The sequence below is a fragment of the Streptomyces sp. NPDC093795 genome, assembly GCF_044764665.1.
In the GTDB taxonomy this organism is placed as follows: Bacteria; Actinomycetota; Actinomycetes; order Streptomycetales; family Streptomycetaceae; genus Streptomyces.
In genome coordinates this window covers 41,561-65,460 of sequence record NZ_JBIWIO010000018.1, presented here as the reverse complement: position 1 = coordinate 65,460, position 23,900 = coordinate 41,561, and the positions used below count along the sequence as shown (strand labels likewise).

The following is a 23,900-nucleotide window of genomic DNA, read 5'->3' as shown; positions in this document are numbered from 1 at the left end:
GGGTGAGGGCCTGTACGGGTTCAGCCCCCGCTGACCGACGCGGTCGTTCAGGATGCTGAGCTTCAGCTCGGTGTCCGCCTGCCGGCCTTGTTGCTGGAGATTCTGCGGGTTCAGAACGGCGGTCTGGTGGCGGAGTTGTGGAACGTGTTCCCGACGGACGTACCGACGTCGTGGAGCGAGAACCACATTCCGCTCGACGACATGATGGGCATCGGTTGTCACGACGGCCAGCCGTCCTTGCTGGACTCGCCCTACTTGGTTGAGGAGTGGGGCCTTCCGTCTCCTCTGGTTCTGCTTTCCGGTGATGGTCGCTGCTGGATCGCTCTCGACTACAGGGTCTGCGGAGAGCGGGGGGAGCCGTCCGTGACGTGGTTCGACGTGGACGGCGACACGGAGATCCCGCTGGCCGCGGACTTCCAGATGTTCATCGAGGGGCTGACTGCGGCCGCGTCGTTCGACCTCGATGACGCGGACGGAAGGCGGTCGGTGTCATGATCTGGCGTTGGCCGAGCCTGCCGTGTTCAGGATGCCTGTGCTTCTGAGGTGTCTGTAGACCTCGCGGGCGACGAACCTCTTGAGGCACCGCACGATGTCGTTGGCGGATATGCCTCGGTGGTGCGTCTGGCGACGTAGTCCCGGTCCGTTGGTCGTGCCGCGGTCCCCGCCGCGGTTGATGCGATGCTGGTTGGTCCGGCCGGACGAGGCGGGGACCGGGGCCGCCCTGCACAGGCGCGCGAAAGACGCTTCGGACCGGAGCCTGGTCGGGGTTGTCTCCCGAGGTGATCAGCAGTTGGCCGGCCGTCTCGGTGCCCACCCCGGGCGAGTAGATACTGCTGGTCGGGCAGGAGTGTGTCGTACTGGGCGCACTGGGTGGTCAGCCACGAGGCGAGGGCGCTGCTGGTACTGGGTAAGCCAGCCGTGGCGTCCAGCGCGTGACCGTCTCGTCTGTCTAAGTCGGGTCGGTGAGGTCACTGGCGGACCAGGTCCGGGCGAGGGTGTCGATCAGCAGACGGATGGGCAACCCACGGAGCTCGTCCCGCAGAGCGGGGGGAGCAGTGACCAGCAGAGGGCGGATCTGGTTGATGGTCGGCGTCCGTGCCTTGATGGCGCTCTTGCGGCGGGCGGACCACGCGCAGCGCGTGAATCGCTTCCACGATCCCGTCCCGGCTCTTCGAAATTCCGCTCGCGGGACCGGACAGGACGGCAGCGCCTCCCGAACGCGGAGCGCGGTCGCCGGCAGATCGGCCGGGTCGCGTACTGGTCAGGCCGCGGAGGCGGAGGGGCCGGCGGGATCGTTCGGATCGGTGGCGGTGAGGCGGCGGGCCAGGACGTGCTGGGTGGGAGCCTGGTGCCCGCCTGAGGCGAGGATGCGTACTTCGTTGTGGTCGCTGATCTCCGCCCGGATGATGCCGGTGGGGTCGGCGTAGACGGGATGGCCGCCGGGCCCCTTGGCAGAGGTGCGCTCGACGATCACGACGTCCTGGGCCGAACCCGTGTCGTCGGAGAACATCAGCTCGTATCGGACTGGGCTCATTCCGCCCATTTTACGCCGAAGGCCCGGAGACGCCCCCGGCCAAGCAGCAGAGAAGCCGCTGGTTAGAGTGGTGCGAGGCCGCGCCGCCGCACCAGGGTCGGGGGCGAGACCGGGGCCGGCTGTCGACCACAGGGGTCCCGGGCGGTCTACCGACCCGCTCCGTCTCGTCCGGCCCACGGCCGCCTGCCCCGGAAACCCCGCATCACGTGAGTACCGACATCGCTCCGCATCCCGACCCCGCCTCGGCCGTGACCGGCTCCGCCGCCGTCCCCCGCAGCCGGCGCCCGCGCCTGGCCCGTATGGCCGGCCGTGCCCCGGCGCGACCGACGCCTGCGACCGCCGCCCACAACGTCAGCGCCGCCACAGCGGCCCTCCTCGCGCTCGTCGCGATCGGCGCCGCCCTCCACGAGCCGGTGCTCATACCTCCGCTCGCCGCCAGCGCCGCCCTGGTCCACTGCGCCCCCGCGCTGCCGTTGGCCCAGCCGCGAAGCGTGGTCGTCGGCCACCTCCTCGGCGCCGCCGCCGGATACGCGGTGGCCCTCGCGGCGCACGGCAGCGCATGGGCCGCCGCCCTCGCCGCCGGTGTCACCATCGCCCTGACGACACTGGCTCGGACCCCGCACTCGCCTGCCTGTGCCACCGCCGTCGTCATCGTCCTCCAGGAGCCTGCGCCGGGCAGGTTCGTCCCCCTGCTGTTCGGGTCCACGGTCCTGCTCGTACTGACCGCGTACGCCGCGTCCCGCGTCCGCCGCGCGGCACCGAGGTACCCCGCCTACTGGTGGTGACCCGCTCCGGCCCAGGGCGTACGCCAGAGTGCGCCCCGCGACGACGCCGCACGCACTCCTCCCGTGGGCGTGGGTGGGCGGCGGGGCCCCGGTGCGACCCGGGGGCGCCATCCCTCCCGTCCGCCTTTCCCCTAGAGCCTGTCTCTCCGATCATGATCGGAGCCAGATGAGGAGTGCGGCGGCGGTGACCGTGCCGAGGTAGACGTATCCGCGCTTGTCATAGCGGGTGGCCACGGATCTGAATTGCTTGAGCTTGCCGATGGCCCGCTCCACCGTGTTGCGACCTCTGTACCGGCCTTTGTCGAAGCCCGGGGGCCGTCCGCCGCGTGAGCCCCGGCGCAGGCGGGCGGCCTTGTGGTCCTTCTTCTCCGGGATCACGTGCCGGATGCCGCGTCTGCGGAGGTAGGCACGGATCTTGCGATTGCTGTACGCCTTGTCGGCGCTCACGCTGTCCGGGGTGCGGCGGGGACGGCCGCGTCCCACGCGTGGGACATGGATCTTGCCCATGACTGGCTCGAACTGTGTGCAGTCCGCCCGTTGTCCCGGAGTGATCAGTAGAGACAGCGGGCGGCAGTGGCCCTCCGCGGCGATGTGAATCTTGGTGGTGAGGCCGCCTCGGGACCGGCCGAGAGCTTCGCCCGGGGCGCCGCCCCCTCCAGGAGGCCGTGCGGCATCGCCATGGATGACACCCGCCGAGCTGGCCTTCGGCGTCCCCCTTTTGAAGGGCCCGGCGGGGGCGGTGGAGTCCGAGGTGCACCGGCGGCGTGCTGGTGAGCGCGCGTGATGGTGGAGTCGACGTTGATGTTCCAGTCGATACTGCCGTCGGCGTCGGCGGCGGACTGGACGTGCCGCAGGAGCCTCTCCCAGGTTCCGTCGGCCGACCACAGCAAGTGCCGCTCGTGGACGGTCTTCCACGGGCCGAAGCGTTCGGGCAGTTCCCGCCACTGGACCCCGGTGCCCAGCCGGTGGATGATTCCGTTGATTACCTGCCGTGATCGCGCCAACGGCCGCACCGGTTGTTGCCCACCGGCAAAAGCGGCTCCAGCAGCGCCCACTCGCCGTCTGTGAGATCCCCCCGACTCAGCATGGTCAGCCTCTGAGTCTCCCTGTCCGCAGTGCTGCGGCTATTCGATGACCGCAGTGGCTTCGACCTCGACCAGGAGGTCCGGGTCCCCCAGCGCCGCGACGCCCAGCAGAGTGATCGGCTTGACCGGATCGATGCCCAGTTTCGCTGCCGCCCGGCCCACACCCTCACCCAGCAGCGGCATCTTCTCGGGACTCCAGTCGACGACATAGACGGTCAGCTTCGCCACGTCGTCGAAGGAGCCGCCGATCGCGGCCAGAGCGGTGCTGATGTTGAGATAGCACTGCTCGACCTGAGCGGGGAAGTCCCCTGGGCCCACGGGCCGTCCGTCGGCGTCGCGGGCGACCTGTCCCGCGAGGAACACCAGCTTCGATCCGGTGGCGACCGACATCTGCCGGTAGACCTCGGGCTTCGGCAATCCTTCGGGATTGAGCAGCGTCACAGACATGAACGGCCTCTTCCTCGTGGCATACGGAGCGGCAAGATCGGCTTCCATCAAAGCATAGCGATGCTATGTATTGTGAGGCCATGGCAAGGACGAAAGACCCAGCGGTCCGCTCCCTGCTCCTCGAACGGGCCGCACAGATGCTACGGACGAGGCAACCGGTCACCCTGCGCACCGTAGTCACCGGAACCGGAGTATCAACGATGGCCGTCTACACCTACTTCGGCGGCATGGACGGCCTCTGGAAGGCGCTGCGGCAAGAGGGCTTCACCCGCCTGGCCACCCGGCTTACAGCAGTCACGACGTCCGCGGACCCGGTACGAGACCTCGCCGCACTGGGCGCCGCCTACCTGGCCAACGCCCTGGAAAACCCCGACCTCTACCGCGTCATGTTCGACGCGGGCTTCGACCTCGAAGACGCCGGCGCTGCCGACGAGCCCCTGCACCGTCTCGTCCAGGCCATCGAGCGGGCCAAAGCGAACGGCCGCTTCCGCGACGAGGTCGACCCGCTGGAGCTCGCAACACAGAGCTGGACCATCGGCCACGGACTCGCATCCCTCGTCGCCACAGGCCCCTTGCCGCACCAGACCCTTGCTCACGGCGCACCCATGCTGACCGCACTGTTCACCAGTGCAGGAGACGAACCCGCCCGATGCCGCCAGTCGGTTGAGCACGGCTGGGGTCAGCCAACCCCAGCCCCGCCCAACTCTCGTGATCGGAGAGACAGGCTCTAGTCCGTGGGGAGTCGTCGGGCCAGGTCCACGGCGAGCTGGCCGGCGGCCTGCCCGCGCGGTGCGAGGTCGCGCGTCCCAGCAGCCGCATGTACCCGACCGCGTCCCGGGCCTCTGCCGCGCTCAGCAGGGGCAGGCGCAGGCGGGGCTCGTCCGCGTCCGGGTAGCTGCCGATCACCGGCTCTTCAGTCTCCACACGGCGATCAACCCCTGGCGGAGACCCAAGGCCACGACCCGCACGGGGCAGGCGGTCTTCCGTCGGGTCGTCTTCTTCGTCGCGGACTTCTTGGCCGTGTTTTTCCTCGGAGTCTTCGTCTCCGCCATCGCGGGCATCTCGTGCACGGTTGCCTCAGCGCGCCCGCGTTCGAGTGTCAGAGCCCCTGGGGCGAGTCGTTGAGTGATTGCTCAGCCTGCCAGCGGGCGCGCACGACTCCGTCGAGGTCAGGCATGACAGCGGAGAGCAGAGGGAGGCGTTCATCGGCGTACATGGGCAGAAGCGCTGCAGCATGGGCGCCGGCGATTCGGCCAGCCAGCTCCGGGAAATCGTCTTCGTCGGCGATGGCGCTGTGGATCTGGCCGTCCGTGTCCTGCCAGACGCCTTCGACGAGACCCTCGGTGGGGAGGGTGTCGAGGACGGTGGCGGTGTCGGAGGAGAGGTCTGGCCACACGGCCAGGCGCGCGCGGGGAGCGAGGGCGGCGCGAACCGTGTCGAGGGTGTCGCTGGTGAGGCGATGCCATCGTGAGGCGTTTTGCACGTAGATCTCTTCCAGGAGTCCCGCGCTGCCGCTGGCGACTGCCCTGTGCAGGCCGTCCCAGAACGCGTCGTCGCCCGGCCGTGGAACGCCACTCTCGTTGGGTTCGAAGTCGTAAGGGGATGCGTCCAGGCGTTCCGGGAACAGCCCGAGCCCGCGGGTGCGGGCCAGCGCCATGGGGCAGGGCAGGGTGCTGCCGATGTACACGTACTGGTCCCAGCCGACGTGCACGGCGAACGCCCCCTCAGCCTCCAGCCGGCACCAGGCGCCACTGTCCCGGAGCATGAGCCGCACCAGCTCCAACCCGGTGTCCAGCAGCACCTCTGCTCCGTCGTGGAAGCCGGCAAGGCCGCCCGGAAGGAGCGGGCCGAGACCGAAGCCGTCCAAAGGCGGCTCGACACCGAAATGGACGAACGACGAGACCTCCGGCTCGCGCACGGACAAACGGTCGACGCCTGTATCCGCGGCGAACGCCTGAACCGCTTGAAGAAAGGCCGCCTCGACCTCGCCGTGATCGCTGGTCACGTCCTCGACACCGGTGTATTGCCCGTAGTCATCACGGTCGGCGGGGTCGTACTTGGTGACGCGATACACGTGGGAGAGCTGCACACCGACATCCTCCAGCGCTGCCCTGAGCAAGTGCCACGGATTTGCGACCCGACGACGACAGCGCACTACGAGACCACTCAGAAATGCTGGTCAGCATGTTGTGCACAAATCGCGAGACCCCATAGCTCTCAGGCTATGCAGCCCCGGCGCGTGACCACACCACTGGTGGCGCAGAAAGACGCGGACGGATTGCCTCGCCGGGATTCGAACCCGGGTTTCCGATTCCGGGCGAACCGGAGACCGGTGTCCTCGGCCGCTGGACGACGAGGGATGGAGGATGGATCCGGTCCCCGCCGCACGCGTGCTCAGATCGGGGACTTCGTATCGGTGAGATCGGTCTCGAGTAGCGGTGGGCCGGGCTTGGCGCGTGGCTGTCGGCTGGGATGGGGGTTGTGCCGTCTCGGGCGCTGGTGTCGGGGGTCAATTGGGGGAGTGCGTGGGCGTGGGCGTGGGTGTGGGTGTGTGAACGTACCCAGGTGGGTTGTGCAGCGAGAAGGGCCACAGCCGCACCGAGCTGTCGTCGCCACCTGTGGCCAGTTTCTTCCAGTCGGGGCTGAGGGCGATCGGCACGGAGCCCAGTCCTTCGGCGACCTCGGCCTCGCCGGTGACGGTTCGGGTCGTGGTGGACCACAGGAGCAGTTTCGCGGATCCGTCGACGTGGGCAACAGTGGCGATGGAGTCGCCGTCCGGGCTGGGCATCACCCAGTCGGCCCTCTCTGTGCCGAACGGCGTGATGCTCGAGTCGGTCCGGCCGTGCAGGCGTAGCCTGTCGCCCCCGCTGATGACGGCGCTTCCGTCGGGCGTGAACGCCACTGACTGCAAGCCGCTGTCCGCAGCCTTCAGCTCCGCGGGCTCCGAGGCCGATCCCGGCTCCCACAGGCGGAGCGTGCCTTCCTCGTCACCGATGGCGAAGGCCTTCCCGTCGGGGCTGAACGCGAGGGCCGTCACTGCTTCCCAGTCACCACCCGCCGTGCCGGTGAGCGCGCCGGTGGCGGCGTTCCAGAACAGGACGTCGCCGTCGCCGTTGGTCGCGATGGTCTTGCTGTCCGGGCTGAACGTGATCGGGTACGACACAGGGCCCCTGCGATCCAAGGTGTGGGTGAGGGCGCGGGTCGCCACGTCCCAGAGGTGTACGCGGTGTATGGGGCCGTTGGTGCCGGCGGCCAGGGTCCTGCCGTCCGGGCTGAACCGGACCTCGTACACCGCGATCGGATAGTCGTCCCGGGCAGGGTCCGGTGGCACTTCGATGGTGGCGGCAAGGGTGCCGCTGGCCACGTCCCAGAGCCGCACGGTGTCGTCCTCGCACCCCCCGGCCAGGAGAGTGCCGTCATGGTTGAACGCCAGAGACAGCACACGGCTCTGAGCACCAGTCAGAGCGATCCACGGCGCGGGTGCCTTGTCCCCGTCCCCGTCGAACTGCCTCATGGCGAGGGCGGACGCTCCCCCCACCGCGGCCAGCGCGGCCAATCCGCCCAGCAGGATGCTGCGACGGCGCGGACCGGGCGGATCCGCGCGACGCGGACCACCCTCGAGCGCGTCCGGAACGGCGGAGGAGGTGGGCATGTCAGCGAAGCCGTAACCGGCACCGGGGGCGGGCGCGCGGTCAGGGGCGGGGTCCACAACCACCGTGGGCGTGCGCGCGGGGGCTTCGGGTTCGCCTGCCGTGCCCCTGAGGGCTCGCAACCTCTGTGCGGCGGCTTGGGCGTCGGGACGGGCCGCCGGTTCCTTCTCGAGAAGTTCACCGAGCAGCTCCGCCAGCGGTCCCGCGTGTGTGGACGCCGGGGTGGGTTGCGTCAGCACGGCCGTGATGACGGCGGTCAGGGTCGGCCCGCCGAACGGCGGCCGCCCTTCGACCGCCGCGTACAGCGTGGCGCCGAGCGCCCACAGGTCCGCCGGAGCCTCGACGCGGCGGCCCTCCAGCTGCTCCGGCGGCATGAACTGCGGTGTGCCGATAACAGTGTGTGTCGCCGTCAGGTGCTGCGTGGCGTCGAGGAGTCGAGCGATGCCGAAGTCGGCGATGACCGGCCGGTCACCGGCGAGGAGGACGTTGTCAGGTTTGAGATCACGGTGTACCACCCCGGCGGCATGGGCGTGCGCCAGAGCATCCGCGATCCCGACGCCGAGGTCGACGACGCGCTCCCAGCCGAGGCGGCCCTGTGCCCCGACGAGCGCCCCGAGCGAGGGACCGGCGACGAACTCCATGACGATCCACGGGACGCCACGGTGGTGGACCACGTCGTGCACGGCCACCACGCCCGGGTGCCGGAGCCGGGCTGCGGCCCGCGCCTCCCGCTCCGTCCGCGCAATCAGTTCGGACCGCAGACCCGATGCCGCGTCGTCCGGCACCAGCACTTCCTTGACCGCCACCTCACGGTCGAGGCGATCATCGTGAGCACGCCAGACCCGGCCCATTCCGCCGCGACCGATCGCCTCGACCAGTCGGTAACGCCCACCCACCAGCTCTCCGGCTGCGCTCGTCATGCCAGTTACCCTAGAGCCACGCCTTCCCGTCCCCGCGCCCGCCCCGGTCAACCACTGAAGTGCCCGAAACCGCCTCGGGCCGGGGCTGGACCCAGGTGCGGTACATCCGCGAGAACACCCTGGCCGTGGTGAACGCCACCGATCGCCCACCACCAGCAGGTGTCAGTACTCGGCGGCGAGAGGGCGCATCGGCTCCGCTGCCATGGGGTGACCAAGCGGCTGCTGTTTTCCGGCCAGTGTGGGGTAGGTACGCTGTCGTGGAGGTGGCTGTTCCTACGGCTTGAAGGACAATCGCAGCGACGCCCGCGAGACTCGGACCAGTGGACTGGCGAGGGAGCTCCGATGAGGACACCTGACGGGCGCGGCTGGTGTGGAAGGTCTGTCATCCGTGCGAGCGGGGCGTCATCTCGAAAATCTCGCTCTCCCCGGAAGTACAGCGGCAAGGTCTTGGCACACGCCTCGTCGACTGGACACTCCTGGACGGTCCCGGGTATCACTGGACGACCAGCAGCCAGTCCCCGGATGGTCGGGCGTTCTTCCGGGCGATGACGGCACACACCGGCGCCGAGCTCCCGGCAGGAGCACGGACATGCGAGCACATGTGGAGTGTCGGCCCGGACGCCATAAGCCGATACTGGACCGACGACGTCGCCCACGTGGCCTGTCGGTGCCTCACCTCTGACTGAGGAAGAGGCGTTGGCACGCCTTCGTGTCGCAGGTGCCGTTCAACCCGTCGGGCGTGAGGCTCGCTGAGCCGGGATGGTAGTTGCCGGCCTGCAGGTGCCTTCGTAGGTGGGCCAGGGGTAGTACCGGGCGATGCCAGCGGGGCCGGGTGCTGACTGCAGTGCACGGGCCGGGTCGTGGAACTGGTCGCTGTCATGGGGTGAGCGGGTGTCGCAGGGGGCACCACGTGACGGCGGTCCGGGGGCCACCGCCATGGGTCCCGGGCGACCGGTATCACCGGCGGTGTGTGGGTGCTCGTTCACCCGCCCATGATGGGGGCCGTATGCGCCCAGCATGGCGCGTAGCGCAACCACCGCGTCCACCGGGACGTCCCGGTGCCCGTCTCGGCTATGGGGGCGGCTGCGTGGCCGGCGTCCGATCCGCCGGTTCCTCGGGTGTGTCCGGGCGCCGGCTCGCGGCCTCTGCCGCGATCCGCGTCGCGATCCCGTCCAGGAGGGTCTCCAGCGCGGCGAGGAACACCGTGGTCCCGTCCAGCCGCGCCATGTGGGTCACACTCCGCGCGATCGCGGGAAAGGCGACCGGGTCGGCCGCGGAGTAGTCGCGGGTCCATGCCTGTTCGTCGCCCGTACGGGCCGCCCCGTCGAGTGTCTCGAACGCCGCGTCCATCCCGGCCCAGGCCAGGGAGAAGTCCCCGTAGACCCGGTGCAGTACGGCGGCCAGCGCGGGGGAGCAGCCGGCCCGGCCGAAGGCGGCCAGGATGTGCTCCACGATCCGCATCTCGGCAGGGCGCCGGGTGGTGCGGTAGGTGGCCACGACCGCCGCGCCGGGGTGGCGCAGCGCCGTGTCACGCGTGCGCAGCGCGAGGTCGCGCAGCGTGTCGCGCCAGCTCTCCGAGGGTTCGAACCCCGTCAGCACCTCCTCGAACAGGCGGTCGGCCAGGACCAGATGGAGTTCGTCCTTGTCCCTGACGTGCCGGTACAGCGCGGAAGGGTCGACGCCCAGTCTGGCGGCGAGCCGCCGCACGCTGAGCGCCGCCGCGCCCTCGTCGTCGGTCAGCGCGAGCGCGGCGTCCACGATGATCCGCAGATCCAGCTCGACCTTGGGGGGACGGCCTCTGCCTCGTACTGCCATGGGGTGATCAGACCAGGTCGGGCAGCGCCTCCGCAAGCCCTGTCGTGCGGCGTGAAATCTTTTTACCCACACCGTTGACAAAATAGTGCGGTGAGCGGTTGTCTGCGGGGCACCCCGAACCGAGGAGTGCTGCTCATGGACCACGGAAGCCCTGCCTCCGGCGAGGCGTCGCCGCCCGTCGCCACGTTCCGCAAGACCCTCAGCACCCGGCACGGCGTGGTCATCGCGCTGGCCAACATCAGCCCCACCGTCAGCGTCGGCATCGGCCTCGCCTTCCTCGCCGCACTCGCCGGCACCGCGATGCCCGCCGCCTTCCTGCTCGCGGCCCTGCCGATCCTGGCCGTCTCCGGGGGCTACGCTCGGCTCGCCGCCCGCGATCCCAACTGCGGCACGGCGTACGTCTGGGTGCGCCGGGCGCTCGGCCCCTGGACCGGCTACCTCACCGGATGGACCTCGGTCGCCACCAACATCCTGTTCCTGTCGTACGCGGGCCAGCTCACCGGGCAGTTCACCCTCGGACTGCTCGCGGAGGCAGGCGTCACGGCGCTCTCCCCGGACGACGCCCTCACGGTCACCGCCACCGGCCTGATGTGGAGCGGCCTGATCGTCGTGAGCGCGCTGCGGGGGGTACGGGGCGCCACCGCGGTGCAGAGCGTGCTGCTCGGCGTCTCCGCAGTCGTGGTCACCGTCCTCGTGGCCACCGCCTTCGTCCGGGGTGACGCGGCCCCCGTCTCCGCCTCGTGGTTCTCGCCGTTCGCCTTCCCCGACACGCTCACGCTCCTCGGAGCGACCGTGATGGCGGCGTACATGTTCTGGGGCTGGGAGAGCGCCTTCTCCGTCGTCGAGGAGTCGACCTCGGTCCGCTCGCCGGGCCGGGCCGGGATCATCGCGATCCTCGTCACCACCGGGTTCTTCCTCTTCTCGGCCACCGGCTTCCTGCACGCCCTCACGCCCGAACAGCTCGCGGACCCGCTGTCCGGCGTCACCGAACTGGCCCGCACCTTCTACGGCACCGCGGGCGCGACCGCCGCCCTCGCCGCGATGCTCTTCGCCACCGTGGCCTGCATGCAGTCCAGCGTCATCGCGGGGGCCCGGCTCACACTCGCCATGGGCCGCGACGGGGTCCTCGGCCCGAGCTGGACCCGACTGCATCCCGCCTGGGGCACGCCTGTCACCTCCACCGTGCGCATCGCGGCCCTCGCCGTCGGGGTGTCGCTCGCGGGGCTGGCCGCCGGGTCGCTGTCCGAAGTGGTCGTCGCCGTCGTCAACTCCGTCGGCATCCTGGTCTCGCTGATGTACGGGGTCGGCGGCATCGCCTGCGTCGTCACCTTCCGCCGCGAACTGAGGGGCCGGATACGGGACATGCTCGTCGTGGGCCTCCTGCCGCTGCTCGGCGGCATCGCACTGCTGCTGCTCGGCGGCCTCGTGGCCCACCAGCAGTGGAACTCGGTGGACCACCTGGCCTTCGACGCCGAGAACGGACGCTTCCTCACCGTCCTGCCGCTCACCGTCATCGCCCTCGGCATACCCGCCGCCCTGTGGACCCGCTACCGGCGCAAGGCCGCCTACTTCACCCAGCCGCCGGCCCCTCTCGCGCCCGCCCCAGCCGCCGCCGGGGGCTGACCGCAGCCCGGACGCGGACGCGACACGCCTGCCCAGCCACCCTCCAAGCCTCCCCACCCCACCCCACCCGGAGCCCGCACATGCGCCACGCAGACCTCGTCCTCCTCAACGGCACCATCTGGACGGCATCCCCCGTACGCCACCGGATATCGGCACTGGCCGTCACCGGCGGCCGGATCACCGCCCTCGGCACCGACCGAGAGGTCCGCGAGCACATCGGCCCGCGCACCGACGTGACCGACCTCGGCGGCCGGTTCGTACAGCCCGGGTTCACCGACGCCCACATCCACCCGGTGATCGCTGGGATCGGCATGCTCGGATGCGACCTGAGCGCGGACCGCACCGCACGCGACTACCGAGCCACGATCGCCGCCTACGCCGCCGCCCACCCAGGGGCCGCCTGGCTCCAGGGCAGCGGCTGGTCCTTCGACGCCTTTCCGGGCGGTCTGCCGCACCGCGACCAGCTCGACGACATCCTCCCCGACCGGCCCGCCTACTTCCCCGTCCGCGACGGACACTCGGCGTGGGTGAACTCCCGCGCCCTCGCCCTGGCCGGGGTCGACCGGCACACACCCGATCCCGCGGACGGCCGCATCGAACGCGACGCCACGGGCGAACCCACCGGCGTCCTCCACGAGGGCGCCATGACCATCGTCGGCGCCCTCGTGCCCCCCGCCTCGGCGGCCGAAGCCCGAGCCGGGCTCCTCGCCGCCCAGGAACTGCTGCACTCGCTCGGGATCACCGGCTGGCAGGACGCCCTCGTCGGCACGTACGCGGGCTTCCCCGACCCCCTCGACACCTACCTCGCCTGCGACGCCGACGGCTCGTTGACCGCACGGGTGCGCGGAGCGCTCTGGTGGGAACGCGACCAGGACCTCGACCAGATCGACTCGCTGCTCGCCCGCCGCGAGAAGGCGGCCGGAGGCCGGCGCTTCACCGCCGGCAGCGTCAAAATCATGCAGGACGGGGTGGTGGAGAACTTCTCCGCCGCCATGCTGGAGCCCTACCTGGACTCCTGCGGCTGCCCGGGCGACAACGCCGGGATCTCCATGGTCGACCCCGCCGTGCTCCGCGACGCCGTCATCGCCCTCGACGGCCGCGGCTTCCAGATCCACTTCCACGCCCTGGGCGACCGGGCCGTCCGCGAGGCGCTGAACTCGCTCGAAGCGGCCGTGGCCGCGCACGGCCACACCGGCCTGCGCCACCACCTGGCCCACCTCCAAGTGGTGCACCCCGACGACATCCCGCGATTCCGCACCCTGCGCGCCGCCGCGAACATGCAGCCGCTGTGGGCCGCGCACGAACCGGCGATGGACGAGCTGACGCTGCCCTTCCTCGGGGAGGAACGGGGGCGGCGCCAGTACCCCTTCGGGGCCCTGCACGCGGCCGGCGCCGTCCTCGCGGCGGGCAGCGACTGGTTCGTCTCCAGCCCCGACCCCTGGCACGGCATCCACGTCGCCGTCAACCGCCAGGTGTGGGCGGAGGAGCTGGGCGAACCGGATCTGCGCCCCCCGTTCCTGCCCGAACAGCGACTGGCTCTCAGTGACGCCCTCGGCGCCTACACGGCCGGTTCGGCATGGGTCAACCATCAGGACGACGCTGGTGTGATCGCTGTCGGCCGTCTCGCCGACCTCGCGGTCCTGGACCGCGACCCGTTCGCCATCGCCCCGACCGACCTCCACGCCGTCCGCACGGTCGAGACGTACGTGGACGGCATGCGGGTCTACAGCGCGGACGGGCGTGCGGCCCCCGGCGCGCACTGAACGTGCCACCCTGCTCCGCCCGCTGGACTGCGAAGAGGCGTTCGCGAAGGCCCTGCCCGACGAGGAGTGATCCTCGCTGCTCCGTGAGACGGCACGAGCCCGTCGCCCGCCCGCGCTTGGGCAGTTCCTGGTCCTGACCGAGGGCCTGCGCGCGGAACGGTCGCCACGCAACTACGCGCAACCGGCTCGCCTCGGAGGGGATCATGGCGTTACTTTCCTTCGGCACGGACCCGAACTCGGGTGGAGGGAACTGCCCGGCGGTGTGGGTGGACACCGAGACCGCCCAGGGCCCGGAACTGGTTCTGCAGTGCAAGTTCGCCGACCCGGCGATGCGGTCCGCCTGCCGTCAGGACAGTCCGCCCGCAGACCACGAAGGGATCATCGGGAGCCCGGTCAGCATGGTGCAGCAGATCAGGAGGGCGTGCGATGCCGCAGAAGCCGTCGGCACCCAGCTTTGAGGACCTGCTCGACTCCGCCCAGACCCACGCCCGCACCTGGAGCTCCGCGACGTGTACGCCGTGGGGGAGAAGCGGGAGGTCTACGACACCTTCCTGCGGGACGGGAGCGTGCCCGCGGACGACTCGGAGTACTGGAGGGGGTGGCTGCCCCTGGTGGAGCGGACCGTCGCCCGCGGGGTGAAGGCCCGCCGGGCCCGGATCGTCTCCGAGCCCGCCACCGACTACATCCGCTTCGAGTACGCCGTCACCGACGCCAACCTCCGCGCCGGCGAACAGGTCCGCCGGCTGCCCCGCCGCCGCGCCTCCACACGTCCGGTGCCATGTCGTTTCAGAACTTCACTGCGGAGATGCCGGCCTGGACACACTGGTGGAACACCGAGCACCGCCCCAAGGCTCTCTCCGGCCGTACGCCGCTCGAGGCATGGCAAGCCGACCCGACTCCCATCACCGACACCCCCGCCACCGACCTGTGGACCTTCACCCTCGAGGACGACCGCCGCCCGCGTCACCGAAGCCCTCGGCGTCCACCGAGACACCGCACAGCGCGCCCTGACCCACCTGCGCGCCGGCCGGATCGCCGATCGCCTGGCCGCCGACCTCTGCTCGCTCAGCCCCGTGATCACAGGGGCTGGTCGGGCCAGTCCAGGAGCCTGGCGCCGACGACGGCCGTCTGGAGCGTGTAGCGCTGGACGGGATCGCCGGGGTCGGCGCCGGTCAGGCGGTGGATGCGGTCCAGGCGGTACGTCATCGCCCGCACGCTGAGGCTGAGGCGGCGGGCCGCCTGGGCGGTGACGCAGCCGGTGTCGAAGTACGCCGTGAGGGTGTCCAGAAGGGGCTTCGCGCCTCCTCGTGCCTGTTGCAACGGGCCGAGGACGGTGCGGACCAGGTCGGCCATGGCCTGCCGGTCGCGGGTGAGGACCGGGTAGACGAGGAGGTCGGCGGCGTGCAGGACCGGTTCGTCGAGGTTCATGCGAGCGGCGAGGTCCAGGGCGTTGAGGGCTTCCTCGTAGGAGTGGACGACGCCGCCCGCGCCCGGGTGCGCGCGCCCGATCGCCACCTGGCCGCCGTCCGTGGCGGCGTGCGCCTGCTTGGCGAAGTGGGCGAGGACATCGGGTTCGTCCGCCGGGGCGACGCAGATCAGCCGCCCGTCTTTGGTGGTGAGCAGGATGCGGCGGTTGCCGAAGCGGGCGGTGAGCGAGGCCTCGACGGTACGGGTAACCGCGGAGCCGTCGCTGTACGGTTCCCGTCCCTGGGCGACGGCCACCGCGTGGGCGTGGGACAGGAGCAGCCCGAATCGTTCGGCGCGCTCGGCCAGCCTGCCGAGGTCGCTCCGCCCGTACAGCAGGTCGTCGATGAACTCCCGCCGCGCGGCCTCTTCCTGTCGCATCGCCAGATGCTGTGCGCGCTCGTGTCCCTCGGCGAAGGCGTCGACGGCCTGCTCCACGGCGGACAGGAGGTGGTCGGCGGCTGCCCTCGGCAGCCCGGGGCGTACCCGCTGTGCGGCGGAGAGGTGGGCCCGGATGAGGTCCCGCAGCCCGATGCCGGCTTCGGCGGCCCGCTCTCCGAGGGTGCGGAGGGCCGCGCGCTCCTCCGGGGTGAGCCTGCGGCGGGTCTCGCACACACCCGTCAGGATCTCGGCGTACCACCCCTCCAGATACCCCTCGACCGGTTCCCTCTCCGCCACGGTCCCTCCCCGATTCCTGACGCGTCTGCGACGAGTTCCCGACGCGCGGGGATCAAGACTGACATGTCGTCCGCCGGGGTTCGCAACCGGCATCAAGAAGACGTCAAAGACTGCCTGGTTACGGCAATGCCATGGCGGTGATCCTGCTGCAGGATGGCTCCACGGGAAGGCATGGGCGCGGGCCTGATGCCGGGAGACGGAAACCGTGATGTACGGGGGGAGAGGGCCATGGGGGAGTTCCTGAACGCCGCCTTTGGCTTCCCCTCGTTGTCGTTCAGTGCGGCTCTGGTCGCCGTGGCGGTGTTCTGGCTGCTCGTCCTGTTCGGGGCGGTGGAACGAAGGGGTTTCGACGGCGACGTGGACGCGGTGGGGCTGCGTCTCGGCCGGGTGCCCGTCTCGGTGGCGGCCTCCGTGTTCGTCGTGGCCGGCTGGGTCCTGAGCGTCAGCGGGTCCGTACTCCTCGGCCATTCCGATGTGCCCCACCCCCTTCCCGCTCTACTCTCGCTCGCCCTGCTGGTGCTCGCTCCCGTCACCTCATGGTGGTCGACACGGCGCCTCGTGGGGCCGCTTGCGAAGTTGTCCCCCGACGAACCCGGGCCGTTCGGGCAGGACGCCGCCGGTCTGGCGGGGCCGCCCGAACGGGACCGAGCCGCCGCCTTCGGGCAGCACCATGCCGCTGCGCGCACACGGCGACGCAGGTAGCTGTCGCTCCGGGAGTGCGTGCCGTCCGGTGCTCGCCCTTCCACAACGCCGCCCGAACGTGCGGCTCCCCTTTCTTCCATCGACACGGGGTTTCTCATGGATGCCATCACCGTGGGCATCGGCGTGCTCGTCGCCGCTGTCCTGCTCATCGTTCTCACGCTGCTCTTCGTGGTCAGCCGGCTGTTCCGCAAGGTGGAGCAGGGCAAGGCGCTGATCGTCTCGAAGATGCGGAAGGTCGACGTCACCTTCACCGGCCAGGTCGTCCTGCCCGTGCTGCACAAGGCCGAGGTCATGGACATCTCGGTGAAGACCATCGAGATCTCCCGGACCGGCAGGGACGGCCTGATCTGCCGGGACAACATCCGCGCCGACATCCGGATCTCTTTCTTCGTCCGCGTCAACAAGACGGTCGAGGACGTCATCAAGGTCGCGCAGGCCATCGGCACCGCCCGGGCCAGCGACAAGGAGACGCTGCAGGAGCTGTTCAACGCCAAGTTCTCCGAGGCTCTCAAGACCGTCGGCAAGCAGCTCGACTTCACCGACCTCTACACCAAGCGCGAGGAGCTGCGGTTCCGGATCATCGAGATCATCGGCATCGACCTCAACGGCTACAGCCTGGAGGACGCGGCCATCGACTACCTGGAGCAGACCCCGCTCACTCAGCTCGACCCGGGCAACATCCTGGACGCACAGGGCATCCGCAAGATCACCGAACTGACGGCGGTGGAGAACGTCCGGACGAACGAGTTCCGTCAGCACGAGCAGAAGGAGATCACCCGGCAGAACGTCGACGCCCGCGAGGCGATCCTGGAGCTGGAGCGCCGCCAGGCCGACGCGGAGATCAAGCAGAAGCGCGAGATCGACACCGTACGGGCCCGTGAGGAGGCCGAGACGGCGCGGGTGGTGGAGGAGGAGCGGCTGCGGGCGCAGAGCGCGTTCCTCAAGACCGAGGAGCAGCTCGGCATCCAGCGGGAGAACCAGGCCCGCGAGGTGGCGGTGGCGCAGAAGAACCGCGAGCGGGTCATCGCCGTCGAGAACGAGCGGATCGAGAAGGACCGCCTGCTGGAGGTCATCGCCCGTGACCGGGAGACCGAACTGACCCGCATCTCCGCCGAGAAGGAGGTGGAGTCGGAGCGCCGTGACATCGCCGAGGTGATCCGCGAGCGGATCGCGGTGGACCGTACGGTCGCCGAGCAGGAGGAGTCCATCAAGCGGCTCCGCACGGTCGAGGAGGCCGAGCGCGCTCGGCAGGCCGTCGTCATCGCGGCCGAGGCGGAGGCGCAGGAGAAGCTGGTCAAGGACATCAAGGCGGCCGAGGCCGCCGAGCAGGCCGCCGTGCACCGGGCCGCCGAGGAGCTGACCCTGGCGGAGGCCCGCAACAAGGCCGCCGACATGGACGCCCGCGCCAAGATCCGCCTCGCCGAGGGCGTCCAGGCGGAGGCGGCGGCCGAGGGGCTGGCGGCGGTGCAGGTCCGGGAGAAGGAAGCCGACGCCATCGAGAAGACCGGCCGCGCTGAGGCCGAGGCCACCGAGGCACGCCTGCGTGCCGAGGCGGTCGGCAACCGTGAGAAGGCGCTGGCCGAGGCGACCGCGATCGGCGAGAAGCTCAAGGCCGAAGCGGCCGGTCTGACCGAGAAGGCGGCGGCGATGGCCGCGCTCGACGAGGCCTCTCGTACCCATGAGGAGTACCGGCTGCGCCTGGAGGCGGAGAAGGAGATCCGGCTCGCCGGTCTCGACGTGCAGCGGCAGGTCGCCGAGGCGCAGGCCACCGTGCTCGCCACCGGCCTGGAGAACGCCGACATCAACATCGTCGGCGGGGAGTCGGTCTTCCTCGACCGCCTGGTGCAGTCCATCGCGCTCGGGAAGTCCGTCGACGGCTTCATGGACCACTCCCGGACCGCGCAGACGCTGGCCGGCCCGTGGCTGAACGGTGAGGACTCCTTCACCGAGGACCTGACCAAGGTGCTCGGCTCGCTGTCCACGGGCGACGTGCAGAACCTGAGCGTCTCGGCACTGCTCGCGAAGGTCATGAAGTCCGGCGTGCTCGACGCGCACGCACCCGGTCAGGCCACCGCTGCCCCGGCCGAGACCGCCGCGCTGAACGGCGCGGTCACGAACTGACCGCCCCGGGGGGAGCGGTCACAGCGGGTCCGGTGCCGGCATACGGGGGTTGTCGGCGCCGGACCCGCATCCATCACGGGACAAGGAGCGGATCGACATGAGCACCGGAATCGACCAGGACACGTACGCGGTGCTGCGCGACCGTCTTTCGGCGCAGGCGGCCGAGCTGGCCAGGCGTGCCGAGGCGCTCAACACCGCCCGTACCGCCGCCTTCGGTGCCGGTGGTCTGTCTCTCACCGGCACCGACAGCGTCCGCACCGAGGGCGCCGGGGTATTGCTGGACATCGCCGCCGTCGGGGACGACGTCCTGTTGTTCGGCTGCCACCCGGCCTCTGCGGTGAGCGCCGAGCCGTCGGTCGCCGACGTCTTCACGCTGCACGACCGCGACTTGAATCCGCTGCCCGAGGGCGCGGTGCCCGGACTCCTCGACGACCCCGGCTTCGTACGGGAGTTCTCGGCACTGCACCGGTACTTCCGGGGCGCGCGCCTGCTGCGGCTGAGGCGGGTGGAGGGCCGGCTCCTTGCCGTCTTCCGGACCGGGCAGAAGGCCGACGACATACGCGTCCTGCGCTGGTCGATCGGGCCGTCCGGCGAGACGCGGTTCCTCGACGCCCAGGGAGAACGCGACCACGTCGCCCCTCCCTCGCACGACGTGGACTGGGTGGAGCCGACCCGCGACGACCACGTCCAAGGGCGGCACCCGCACATCTCGCTCGACGGCCACCTCTTCGTCTCCACGGTCGGCGGGACGCTCACGGTCAAGACGGATAACGACGCCGAGACGGCCGAGGGCGTGTACGCCGCGCCGGTCGACGAGCCGCTCCAGGCGCTGGCCGACGCCGAGGTCGCGTACGCGGTCGTGGGCGCCCTGATCCTGGTGCGCGTTCGCCCGTACAAGGAGGAGGCCGTCCGCCACCTCGTCTTCAACGCTCTGACCGGGAGCGTGGTCCGGCTCGACGGACTCGCTCAGGCGTGTCTGCGATTGCCCGGGGACGAGGGGGTCGTGTTCCCCGGTGGCTACTGCCTGGCCTCCGGTGCGGTGAGGACCTTCGACACCGACACTTCGGGACTGGTCTTCGACCGGCTGATCCGTTCGCCCAACGGCGAGGATCTCCTCTTCGCCTTTCACACACGATCGGAGCGTCGCGGTCTTCTCCTCCCGTACAACCTGATCCGCAAGGAGATCAGCCGTCCCGTCTCCTGCCGCGGATACGCGCTGCTCGGCGACGGGACGATGGTCGTGCTGCGCGACGAGCCCGGCGAGCCCGGCCGGGTCCACCCCGTGCAGATCTGGCGGACCCCGTACGTCTCCGACACGCACGTGACCCCTGCGGTGGACGGTCCGCTGGCCCGCATCGGCAACGCGGATCTCGTCCGGGGCATCGCCGACTGCCTGTCGATCGCCCGTCAGGCCACCGAGCTGACCCCCGCCGGCGAGGTCTACGAGGCACTCGTCGCCGCCTGTGCGCGCGCGGGCGACGTCCACCACTGGCTGGGAGACCCGGAGACCGGCGACCTGCGCACCCCGCTGACCGAACTCCGGGCCACCGCCGTGCAAGTCCTTGACGAGTTCGAGACCGTGACCACGCTCACCCGACAGGCGGCGGCGGCCTACGCCGAGTCCGCCGAGCAGGTCGGCCGACTGGTACGGCGCATCCGGGGCGAGGCGCCCGCCACCGCCGAGGAGTGGATCTCCCGGATCACCGAACTCCGCCGGGCACAGGGCCACCTGGTGACCCTCAAGGACATGCGGTACGCCGACACGGCAGGCATCGACGCCCTCGCCGGGGACGTCGAGGCCGACATCGCCTCGGCGGCCCAGCGGGCCATCGCCTTCCTCCAGCGCGAGGACGCCTTCACCGCCCACCACACCGAGGCGGAGCGGCTCGCGACGGAGGCCGGCGCCGTCACCACCGTGGCGGGCACGGGTCCGGTCGCCGACATGATCGACACGCACACCGCCGGCCTGCGGACCCTCAGCGAGATCATCGCCGGCCTCGACATCGCCGACGCCACCGTCCGCACCTCGGTCCTGGAACGGATCGCCGACGTCCTGGGCGTGCTGAACCGCGCCCGGGCCCTCCTCGCCGCCCGTCGCGCCGAACTCCTCGACCAGGAGGGCCGGGCGGAGTTCGCCGCCGAGTTCGCCCTGCTCGGTCAGGCCGTCACGGGAGCCCTGGCCGCCGCTGACACCCCGGACCGCTGCGACGACCAGCTCGGCCGGCTGCTCCTCCAGCTGGAGAACCTGGAGTCGCGGTTCGCCGAGCACGACGGCTTTCTCGGCGAGATCGCTGACAAACGGGCCGAGATGTACGACGCCTTCACCGCGCGCAGGCAGTCCCTCCAGTACACCGGCGCCCGCCGCGCGGAGCGCCTCGCCGCATCGGCCGGCCGCGTCCTGGAAGCGATCGCCCGGCGCGCCGCAACCCTGGCCGACCTGGACGAGGTGAACACGTACTTCGCCTCCGACCCCATGGTCGCCAAGGTCCGGCGCACCGGCGCCGAGCTGAGGGAACTCGGCGACGAGACACGGGCGGAGGAACTGGAGGGCCGCCTCGGCGCCGCCCGCCAGGAAGCCGGACGGGCGCTGCGGGACCGTACCGACCTGTTCTCCGACGGCGGCGCCACGATCCGGCTCGGCCGGCACCGCTTCGCCGTCAACCGGCAGACCCCCGAAGCCACCCTCGTGTCGCACGAGGACACCCTCGCCCTCGCCCTCACCGGCACCGACTACCGCGTGCCGGTCACCGATCCGGCGTTCGCCGAGACCCGCCCCTTCTGGGACCGGATCCTGCCCTCCGAGTCGCCGGAGGTCTACCGGTCCGAATACTTGGCCGCACGCCTCCTGGCCGAGCACGGCCTCGGCAGCCTGGCGGGCGAGGACCTGTCCGCACTCGCGCGACGTGCCGCCGAGGCCGCGTACGACGAGGGGTACGAGCGCGGCGTCCACGATCACGACACGGCGGCGATCCTGGAGGCCGTCCTCCGTCTGCACGAACGAATCGGACTGCTCAGGTACCCGGCCCCCGCGCGAGCGACCGCCCAGCTCTTCTGGGCCCACGCCGTCACCGCCGACGCCCGCGAGCAGTGGACCTGTCGGGCCGACGCCCTGGCACGGGCCCGTGACCTCTTCGGCGCGGAGTCGGCCCTCGACGGCTTGCGGAACGAGCTGGCCGAGGAGATCGGCGACCCGACGGCCGCCGCGTACCTGATCGAGGAACTCACCACCGCGCCGGCGGGCTTCGCCGTCTCGGACGCCGCACGGACCCTGCTCGACAAGTTCCGCCGCGCCGTCGGCACCTTCGCCTACGACGACGCCCTCGCCTCCCTCACGGCGCCGCGCGCGCGGCGCCAGCTCGTCGAGGCATGGCTCACCTCCTACGCGTCGGCGTCCGGAGAACGGTTCGACGGAGGCGTGCTGGCCGAGGCCGTCGCGGTCGAGCTCTGCCCGGACCTCGAACGCTACGACATCGCCGCCCCCACCACGGAGACGGTCCCCGGACTCCTGGGCAGCCACCCCCGCGTGGAGGGACGCGCGCTGGAGCTGCGCCTCGACGAGTTCCTGGCCAGGACGCGGGATTTCGCCGCCACCGACGTGCCGGCCTTCCGTGTGTACCAGGAGCGCAGGGCCCGGCTTGTCGCCACCGAGCGCGAACGGCTCCGCCTTGACGAGTACCGGCCCCGGGTCATGTCGTCCTTCGTCCGCAACCGGCTCGTCGACGAGGTCTACCTCCCCCTCATCGGCGACAACCTCCCCAAACAGCTCGGCGCGGCCGGAGACGCCAAGCGGAGCGACTCCCAGGGCCTGCTGCTGCTCCTCTCCCCGCCCGGCTATGGCAAGACCACGCTGATCGAGTACGTCGCCGACCGCCTCGGCCTGCTCCTGGTCAAGGTCGACGGGCCTGCTCTCGGGCAGCGGACGGTCTCCCTCGACCCCGCGGAGGCCCCCGATGCCACTGCCCGCCGGGAACTGGAGAAGATCGCCTTCGCCCTGACGGCGGGCAACAACGTCCTGCTGTACGTCGACGACATCCAGCACTGCTCGCCCGAGTTCCTGCAGAAGTTCATCCCGCTCTGCGACGCTACCCGGACGCTGAACGGTCACGACCTGCGGGGCAAGCGCTTCGCCGTCTGCATGGCGGGAAACCCGTACACCGAGTCAGGACAGGCCTTCCGCGTACCGGACATGCTCGCCAACCGGGCCGACGTGTGGAACCTCGGCGACGTACTGACGGGCAAAGAGGAAGCCTTCGCGCTCAGCTTCGTCGAGAACGCCCTCACCTCCCACCCCGTCCTCGCCCCCCTCGCCGGACGCGACCGCACCGACCTGGAGCTCCTGACCCGGCTGGCGGCCGACGACCCGACCGCGCGCCGGGACCGGCTCACCCACCCCTACGCCCCGGCCGAACTCGACCAGGTCCTCGCCGTCCTCCGCCACCTCCTCACCGCACGCGAGACCGTCCTCGCCGTCAACGAGGCCTACATCGCCTCCGCCGCCACCGCCGACGAGGCCCGCATCGAACCGCCCTTCCGGCTCCAGGGCTCGTACCGCACCATGAACAAGATCACGGCCCGTATCTCACCCGCCATGAACGACGCCGAGCTCGCCGCCGTCGTCGACGACCACTACACCGCCGAGGCCCAGACCCTCACCACCGAAGCCGAGGCCAACCTCCTCAAGCTCGCCGGACTCCGCGGCACCCTCACCCCGGCACAGGCCGCCCGCTGGACCGAGATCACTGCCGCCCACACCCGCACCCGGGCCCTCGGAGACCCCGCCGACGACCCCCTCACCCGGGCGGTCGCCGCCCTCGGCCTGCTCGCCGACCGCATCACCGCCGTCGAGACCGCGATCACCCGCGCGACGGACCCGCGCCACCTCCTCGCCCGCCCCGCCGGGCGGCACGCGGCACACTCCGACGCCGTTGCCGTACCCGCTCCCGATCACCGCCGGCTCTGACCCGGGAAGAGAAGAGATCGCATGGCCCGGGCTTTGCACGCGGCGATCGGAGAGCACCCGATCCTCTGCCTGATGTGCGACAACGACACGTTCCGCAAGCGGGAGGTGCTGCTGAACAGCACGGGGATGGAGCTCTTCAACATGGCGTGGGCGAACGAGTCGGCCACCGGTTTGATCTGCCGGTCGTGCGGCTACGTCCACCTCTTCGTCAACCGCGACCTCAGGACGTACCGACAGAAGTGGGAACGCTGAGGCTTGTCGGGCGGCGCCCCACGCCGGTGGGGGCGGGCGCCAAGGGGACACCCAGCACCACCCGCAGCATGTACCCCCGGGGGGGCCCCACGTGACCCCCC

The 23,900-nt window shown here is 70.8% G+C and carries 17 protein-coding genes, 1 tRNA gene and 2 pseudogenes; 11 read left to right on the top strand and 9 right to left on the bottom strand.

What is annotated here, in order from left to right:
• The first annotated feature begins 30 nt into the window (after positions 1 to 30).
• A complete protein-coding gene (locus ACIRB7_RS33375) occupies positions 31 to 495 on the top strand; it encodes an SMI1/KNR4 family protein (protein WP_403606564.1) in 465 nt (154 codons plus the stop codon).
• On the opposite strand, the gene ACIRB7_RS33370 is transcribed toward ACIRB7_RS33375, so the two are convergent.
• Entirely contained in the window at positions 490 to 729 is a 240-nt protein-coding gene (locus tag ACIRB7_RS33370) for a hypothetical protein (protein WP_403606561.1), read from the bottom strand. The genes ACIRB7_RS33375 and ACIRB7_RS33370 overlap by 6 nt on opposite strands.
• A gap of 532 nt (positions 730 to 1,261) precedes the next feature.
• Entirely contained in the window at positions 1,262 to 1,534 is a 273-nt protein-coding gene (locus tag ACIRB7_RS33365) for a DUF6296 family protein (RefSeq protein WP_403606517.1), read from the bottom strand.
• Positions 1,535 to 1,740: 206 nt separating this feature from the next.
• On the opposite strand from ACIRB7_RS33365, the gene ACIRB7_RS33360 reads away from it, so the two are divergent.
• A complete protein-coding gene (locus ACIRB7_RS33360) occupies positions 1,741 to 2,319 on the top strand; it encodes an HPP family protein (protein WP_403606514.1) in 579 nt (192 codons plus the stop codon).
• A gap of 150 nt (positions 2,320 to 2,469) precedes the next feature.
• Here ACIRB7_RS33360 and ACIRB7_RS33355 read toward each other — a convergent pair.
• Positions 2,470 to 3,403: pseudogene (locus tag ACIRB7_RS33355) on the bottom strand (IS5 family transposase).
• A gap of 40 nt (positions 3,404 to 3,443) precedes the next feature.
• Positions 3,444 to 3,851 carry a RidA family protein gene (locus ACIRB7_RS33350; RefSeq protein WP_403606511.1) on the bottom strand — a complete coding sequence of 136 codons (408 nt, stop codon included), beginning with the start codon at positions 3,849 to 3,851 and terminating at the stop codon, positions 3,444 to 3,446.
• Between the two features lie 200 nt (positions 3,852 to 4,051).
• Here ACIRB7_RS33350 and ACIRB7_RS33345 point away from each other — a divergent pair, with 200 nt between their 5' ends.
• Positions 4,052 to 4,582 (top strand): TetR/AcrR family transcriptional regulator, encoded by a 531-nt coding sequence (locus tag ACIRB7_RS33345; RefSeq protein ID WP_403606508.1) that lies wholly within the window; start codon positions 4,052 to 4,054, stop codon positions 4,580 to 4,582.
• A 368-nt stretch (positions 4,583 to 4,950) separates the two neighbouring features.
• On the opposite strand, the gene ACIRB7_RS33340 is transcribed toward ACIRB7_RS33345, so the two are convergent.
• From ACIRB7_RS33340 to ACIRB7_RS33325, 4 genes are all read right to left on the bottom strand, one after another.
• Positions 4,951 to 5,940 (bottom strand): RNA-binding protein, encoded by a 990-nt coding sequence (locus ACIRB7_RS33340; RefSeq protein WP_403606505.1) that lies wholly within the window; start codon positions 5,938 to 5,940, stop codon positions 4,951 to 4,953.
• Positions 5,941 to 6,129: 189 nt separating this feature from the next.
• Positions 6,130 to 6,209: transfer RNA gene (locus ACIRB7_RS33335), tRNA-OTHER, on the bottom strand.
• Positions 6,210 to 6,360: 151 nt separating this feature from the next.
• Positions 6,361 to 8,421, bottom strand: a complete 2,061-nt coding sequence (locus ACIRB7_RS33330) for a protein kinase (RefSeq protein WP_403606502.1) — start codon at positions 8,419 to 8,421, stop codon at positions 6,361 to 6,363.
• A 1,071-nt stretch (positions 8,422 to 9,492) separates the two neighbouring features.
• Complete coding sequence (locus ACIRB7_RS33325; RefSeq protein ID WP_403606499.1) at positions 9,493 to 10,236, bottom strand: TetR/AcrR family transcriptional regulator C-terminal domain-containing protein; 744 nt, start codon at positions 10,234 to 10,236, stop codon at positions 9,493 to 9,495.
• A 135-nt stretch (positions 10,237 to 10,371) separates the two neighbouring features.
• Here ACIRB7_RS33325 and ACIRB7_RS33320 point away from each other — a divergent pair, with 135 nt between their 5' ends.
• The 4 genes and pseudogenes from ACIRB7_RS33320 to ACIRB7_RS33305 form a co-directional block, all read left to right on the top strand.
• Positions 10,372 to 11,859: an APC family permease gene (locus ACIRB7_RS33320; protein WP_403606496.1), complete on the top strand. Its 1,488-nt coding sequence runs from the start codon at positions 10,372 to 10,374 to the stop codon at positions 11,857 to 11,859.
• 80 nt (positions 11,860 to 11,939) lie between these two features.
• A complete protein-coding gene (locus ACIRB7_RS33315) occupies positions 11,940 to 13,622 on the top strand; it encodes an amidohydrolase (protein WP_403606493.1) in 1,683 nt (560 codons plus the stop codon).
• Positions 13,623 to 13,888: 266 nt separating this feature from the next.
• Positions 13,889 to 14,080 (top strand): hypothetical protein, encoded by a 192-nt coding sequence (locus ACIRB7_RS33310; RefSeq protein ID WP_403606490.1) that lies wholly within the window; start codon positions 13,889 to 13,891, stop codon positions 14,078 to 14,080.
• A 51-nt stretch (positions 14,081 to 14,131) separates the two neighbouring features.
• Positions 14,132 to 14,341 (top strand): annotated as a pseudogene (locus tag ACIRB7_RS33305) (DUF6879 family protein); the annotation flags it as partial.
• Between the two features lie 358 nt (positions 14,342 to 14,699).
• Here ACIRB7_RS33305 and ACIRB7_RS33300 read toward each other — a convergent pair.
• On the bottom strand, positions 14,700 to 15,764 hold the full coding sequence (locus ACIRB7_RS33300) for a PucR family transcriptional regulator (RefSeq protein WP_403606487.1): 1,065 nt from the start codon (positions 15,762 to 15,764) through the stop codon (positions 14,700 to 14,702).
• Between the two features lie 228 nt (positions 15,765 to 15,992).
• On the opposite strand from ACIRB7_RS33300, the gene ACIRB7_RS33295 reads away from it, so the two are divergent.
• The 4 genes from ACIRB7_RS33295 (at position 15,993) to ACIRB7_RS33280 (ending at position 23,799) form a co-directional block, all read left to right on the top strand.
• Entirely contained in the window at positions 15,993 to 16,466 is a 474-nt protein-coding gene (locus tag ACIRB7_RS33295; protein WP_403606485.1) for a hypothetical protein, read from the top strand.
• 96 nt (positions 16,467 to 16,562) lie between these two features.
• Positions 16,563 to 18,587 (top strand): flotillin family protein, encoded by a 2,025-nt coding sequence (locus ACIRB7_RS33290; RefSeq protein WP_403606481.1) that lies wholly within the window; start codon positions 16,563 to 16,565, stop codon positions 18,585 to 18,587.
• A gap of 97 nt (positions 18,588 to 18,684) precedes the next feature.
• On the top strand, positions 18,685 to 23,547 hold the full coding sequence (locus ACIRB7_RS33285) for a DNA repair ATPase (RefSeq protein ID WP_403606478.1): 4,863 nt from the start codon (positions 18,685 to 18,687) through the stop codon (positions 23,545 to 23,547).
• Positions 23,548 to 23,568: 21 nt separating this feature from the next.
• Positions 23,569 to 23,799, top strand: a complete 231-nt coding sequence (locus ACIRB7_RS33280; protein ID WP_403606475.1) for a hypothetical protein — start codon at positions 23,569 to 23,571, stop codon at positions 23,797 to 23,799.
• Positions 23,800 to 23,900 lie beyond the last annotated feature (101 nt).

What these genes read in the sequence shown, in the direction of transcription:
- ACIRB7_RS33365 (WP_403606517.1), bottom strand. Translation starts at nt 1,534, where the DNA reads ATGAGCCCAGTCCGATACGAGCTGATGTTCTCCGACGACACGGGTTCG.
- ACIRB7_RS33350 (WP_403606511.1), bottom strand. Translation starts at nt 3,851, where the DNA reads ATGTCTGTGACGCTGCTCAATCCCGAAGGATTGCCGAAGCCCGAGGTC.
- ACIRB7_RS33345 (WP_403606508.1), top strand. Translation starts at nt 4,052, where the DNA reads ATGGCCGTCTACACCTACTTCGGCGGCATGGACGGCCTCTGGAAGGCG.
- ACIRB7_RS33330 (WP_403606502.1), bottom strand. Translation starts at nt 8,421, where the DNA reads ATGACGAGCGCAGCCGGAGAGCTGGTGGGTGGGCGTTACCGACTGGTC.
- ACIRB7_RS33325 (WP_403606499.1), bottom strand. Translation starts at nt 10,236, where the DNA reads ATGGCAGTACGAGGCAGAGGCCGTCCCCCCAAGGTCGAGCTGGATCTG.
- ACIRB7_RS33320 (WP_403606496.1), top strand. Translation starts at nt 10,372, where the DNA reads ATGGACCACGGAAGCCCTGCCTCCGGCGAGGCGTCGCCGCCCGTCGCC.
- ACIRB7_RS33315 (WP_403606493.1), top strand. Translation starts at nt 11,940, where the DNA reads ATGCGCCACGCAGACCTCGTCCTCCTCAACGGCACCATCTGGACGGCA.
- ACIRB7_RS33295 (WP_403606485.1), top strand. Translation starts at nt 15,993, where the DNA reads ATGGGGGAGTTCCTGAACGCCGCCTTTGGCTTCCCCTCGTTGTCGTTC.
- ACIRB7_RS33290 (WP_403606481.1), top strand. Translation starts at nt 16,563, where the DNA reads ATGGATGCCATCACCGTGGGCATCGGCGTGCTCGTCGCCGCTGTCCTG.
- ACIRB7_RS33285 (WP_403606478.1), top strand. Translation starts at nt 18,685, where the DNA reads ATGAGCACCGGAATCGACCAGGACACGTACGCGGTGCTGCGCGACCGT.
- ACIRB7_RS33280 (WP_403606475.1), top strand. Translation starts at nt 23,569, where the DNA reads ATGGCCCGGGCTTTGCACGCGGCGATCGGAGAGCACCCGATCCTCTGC.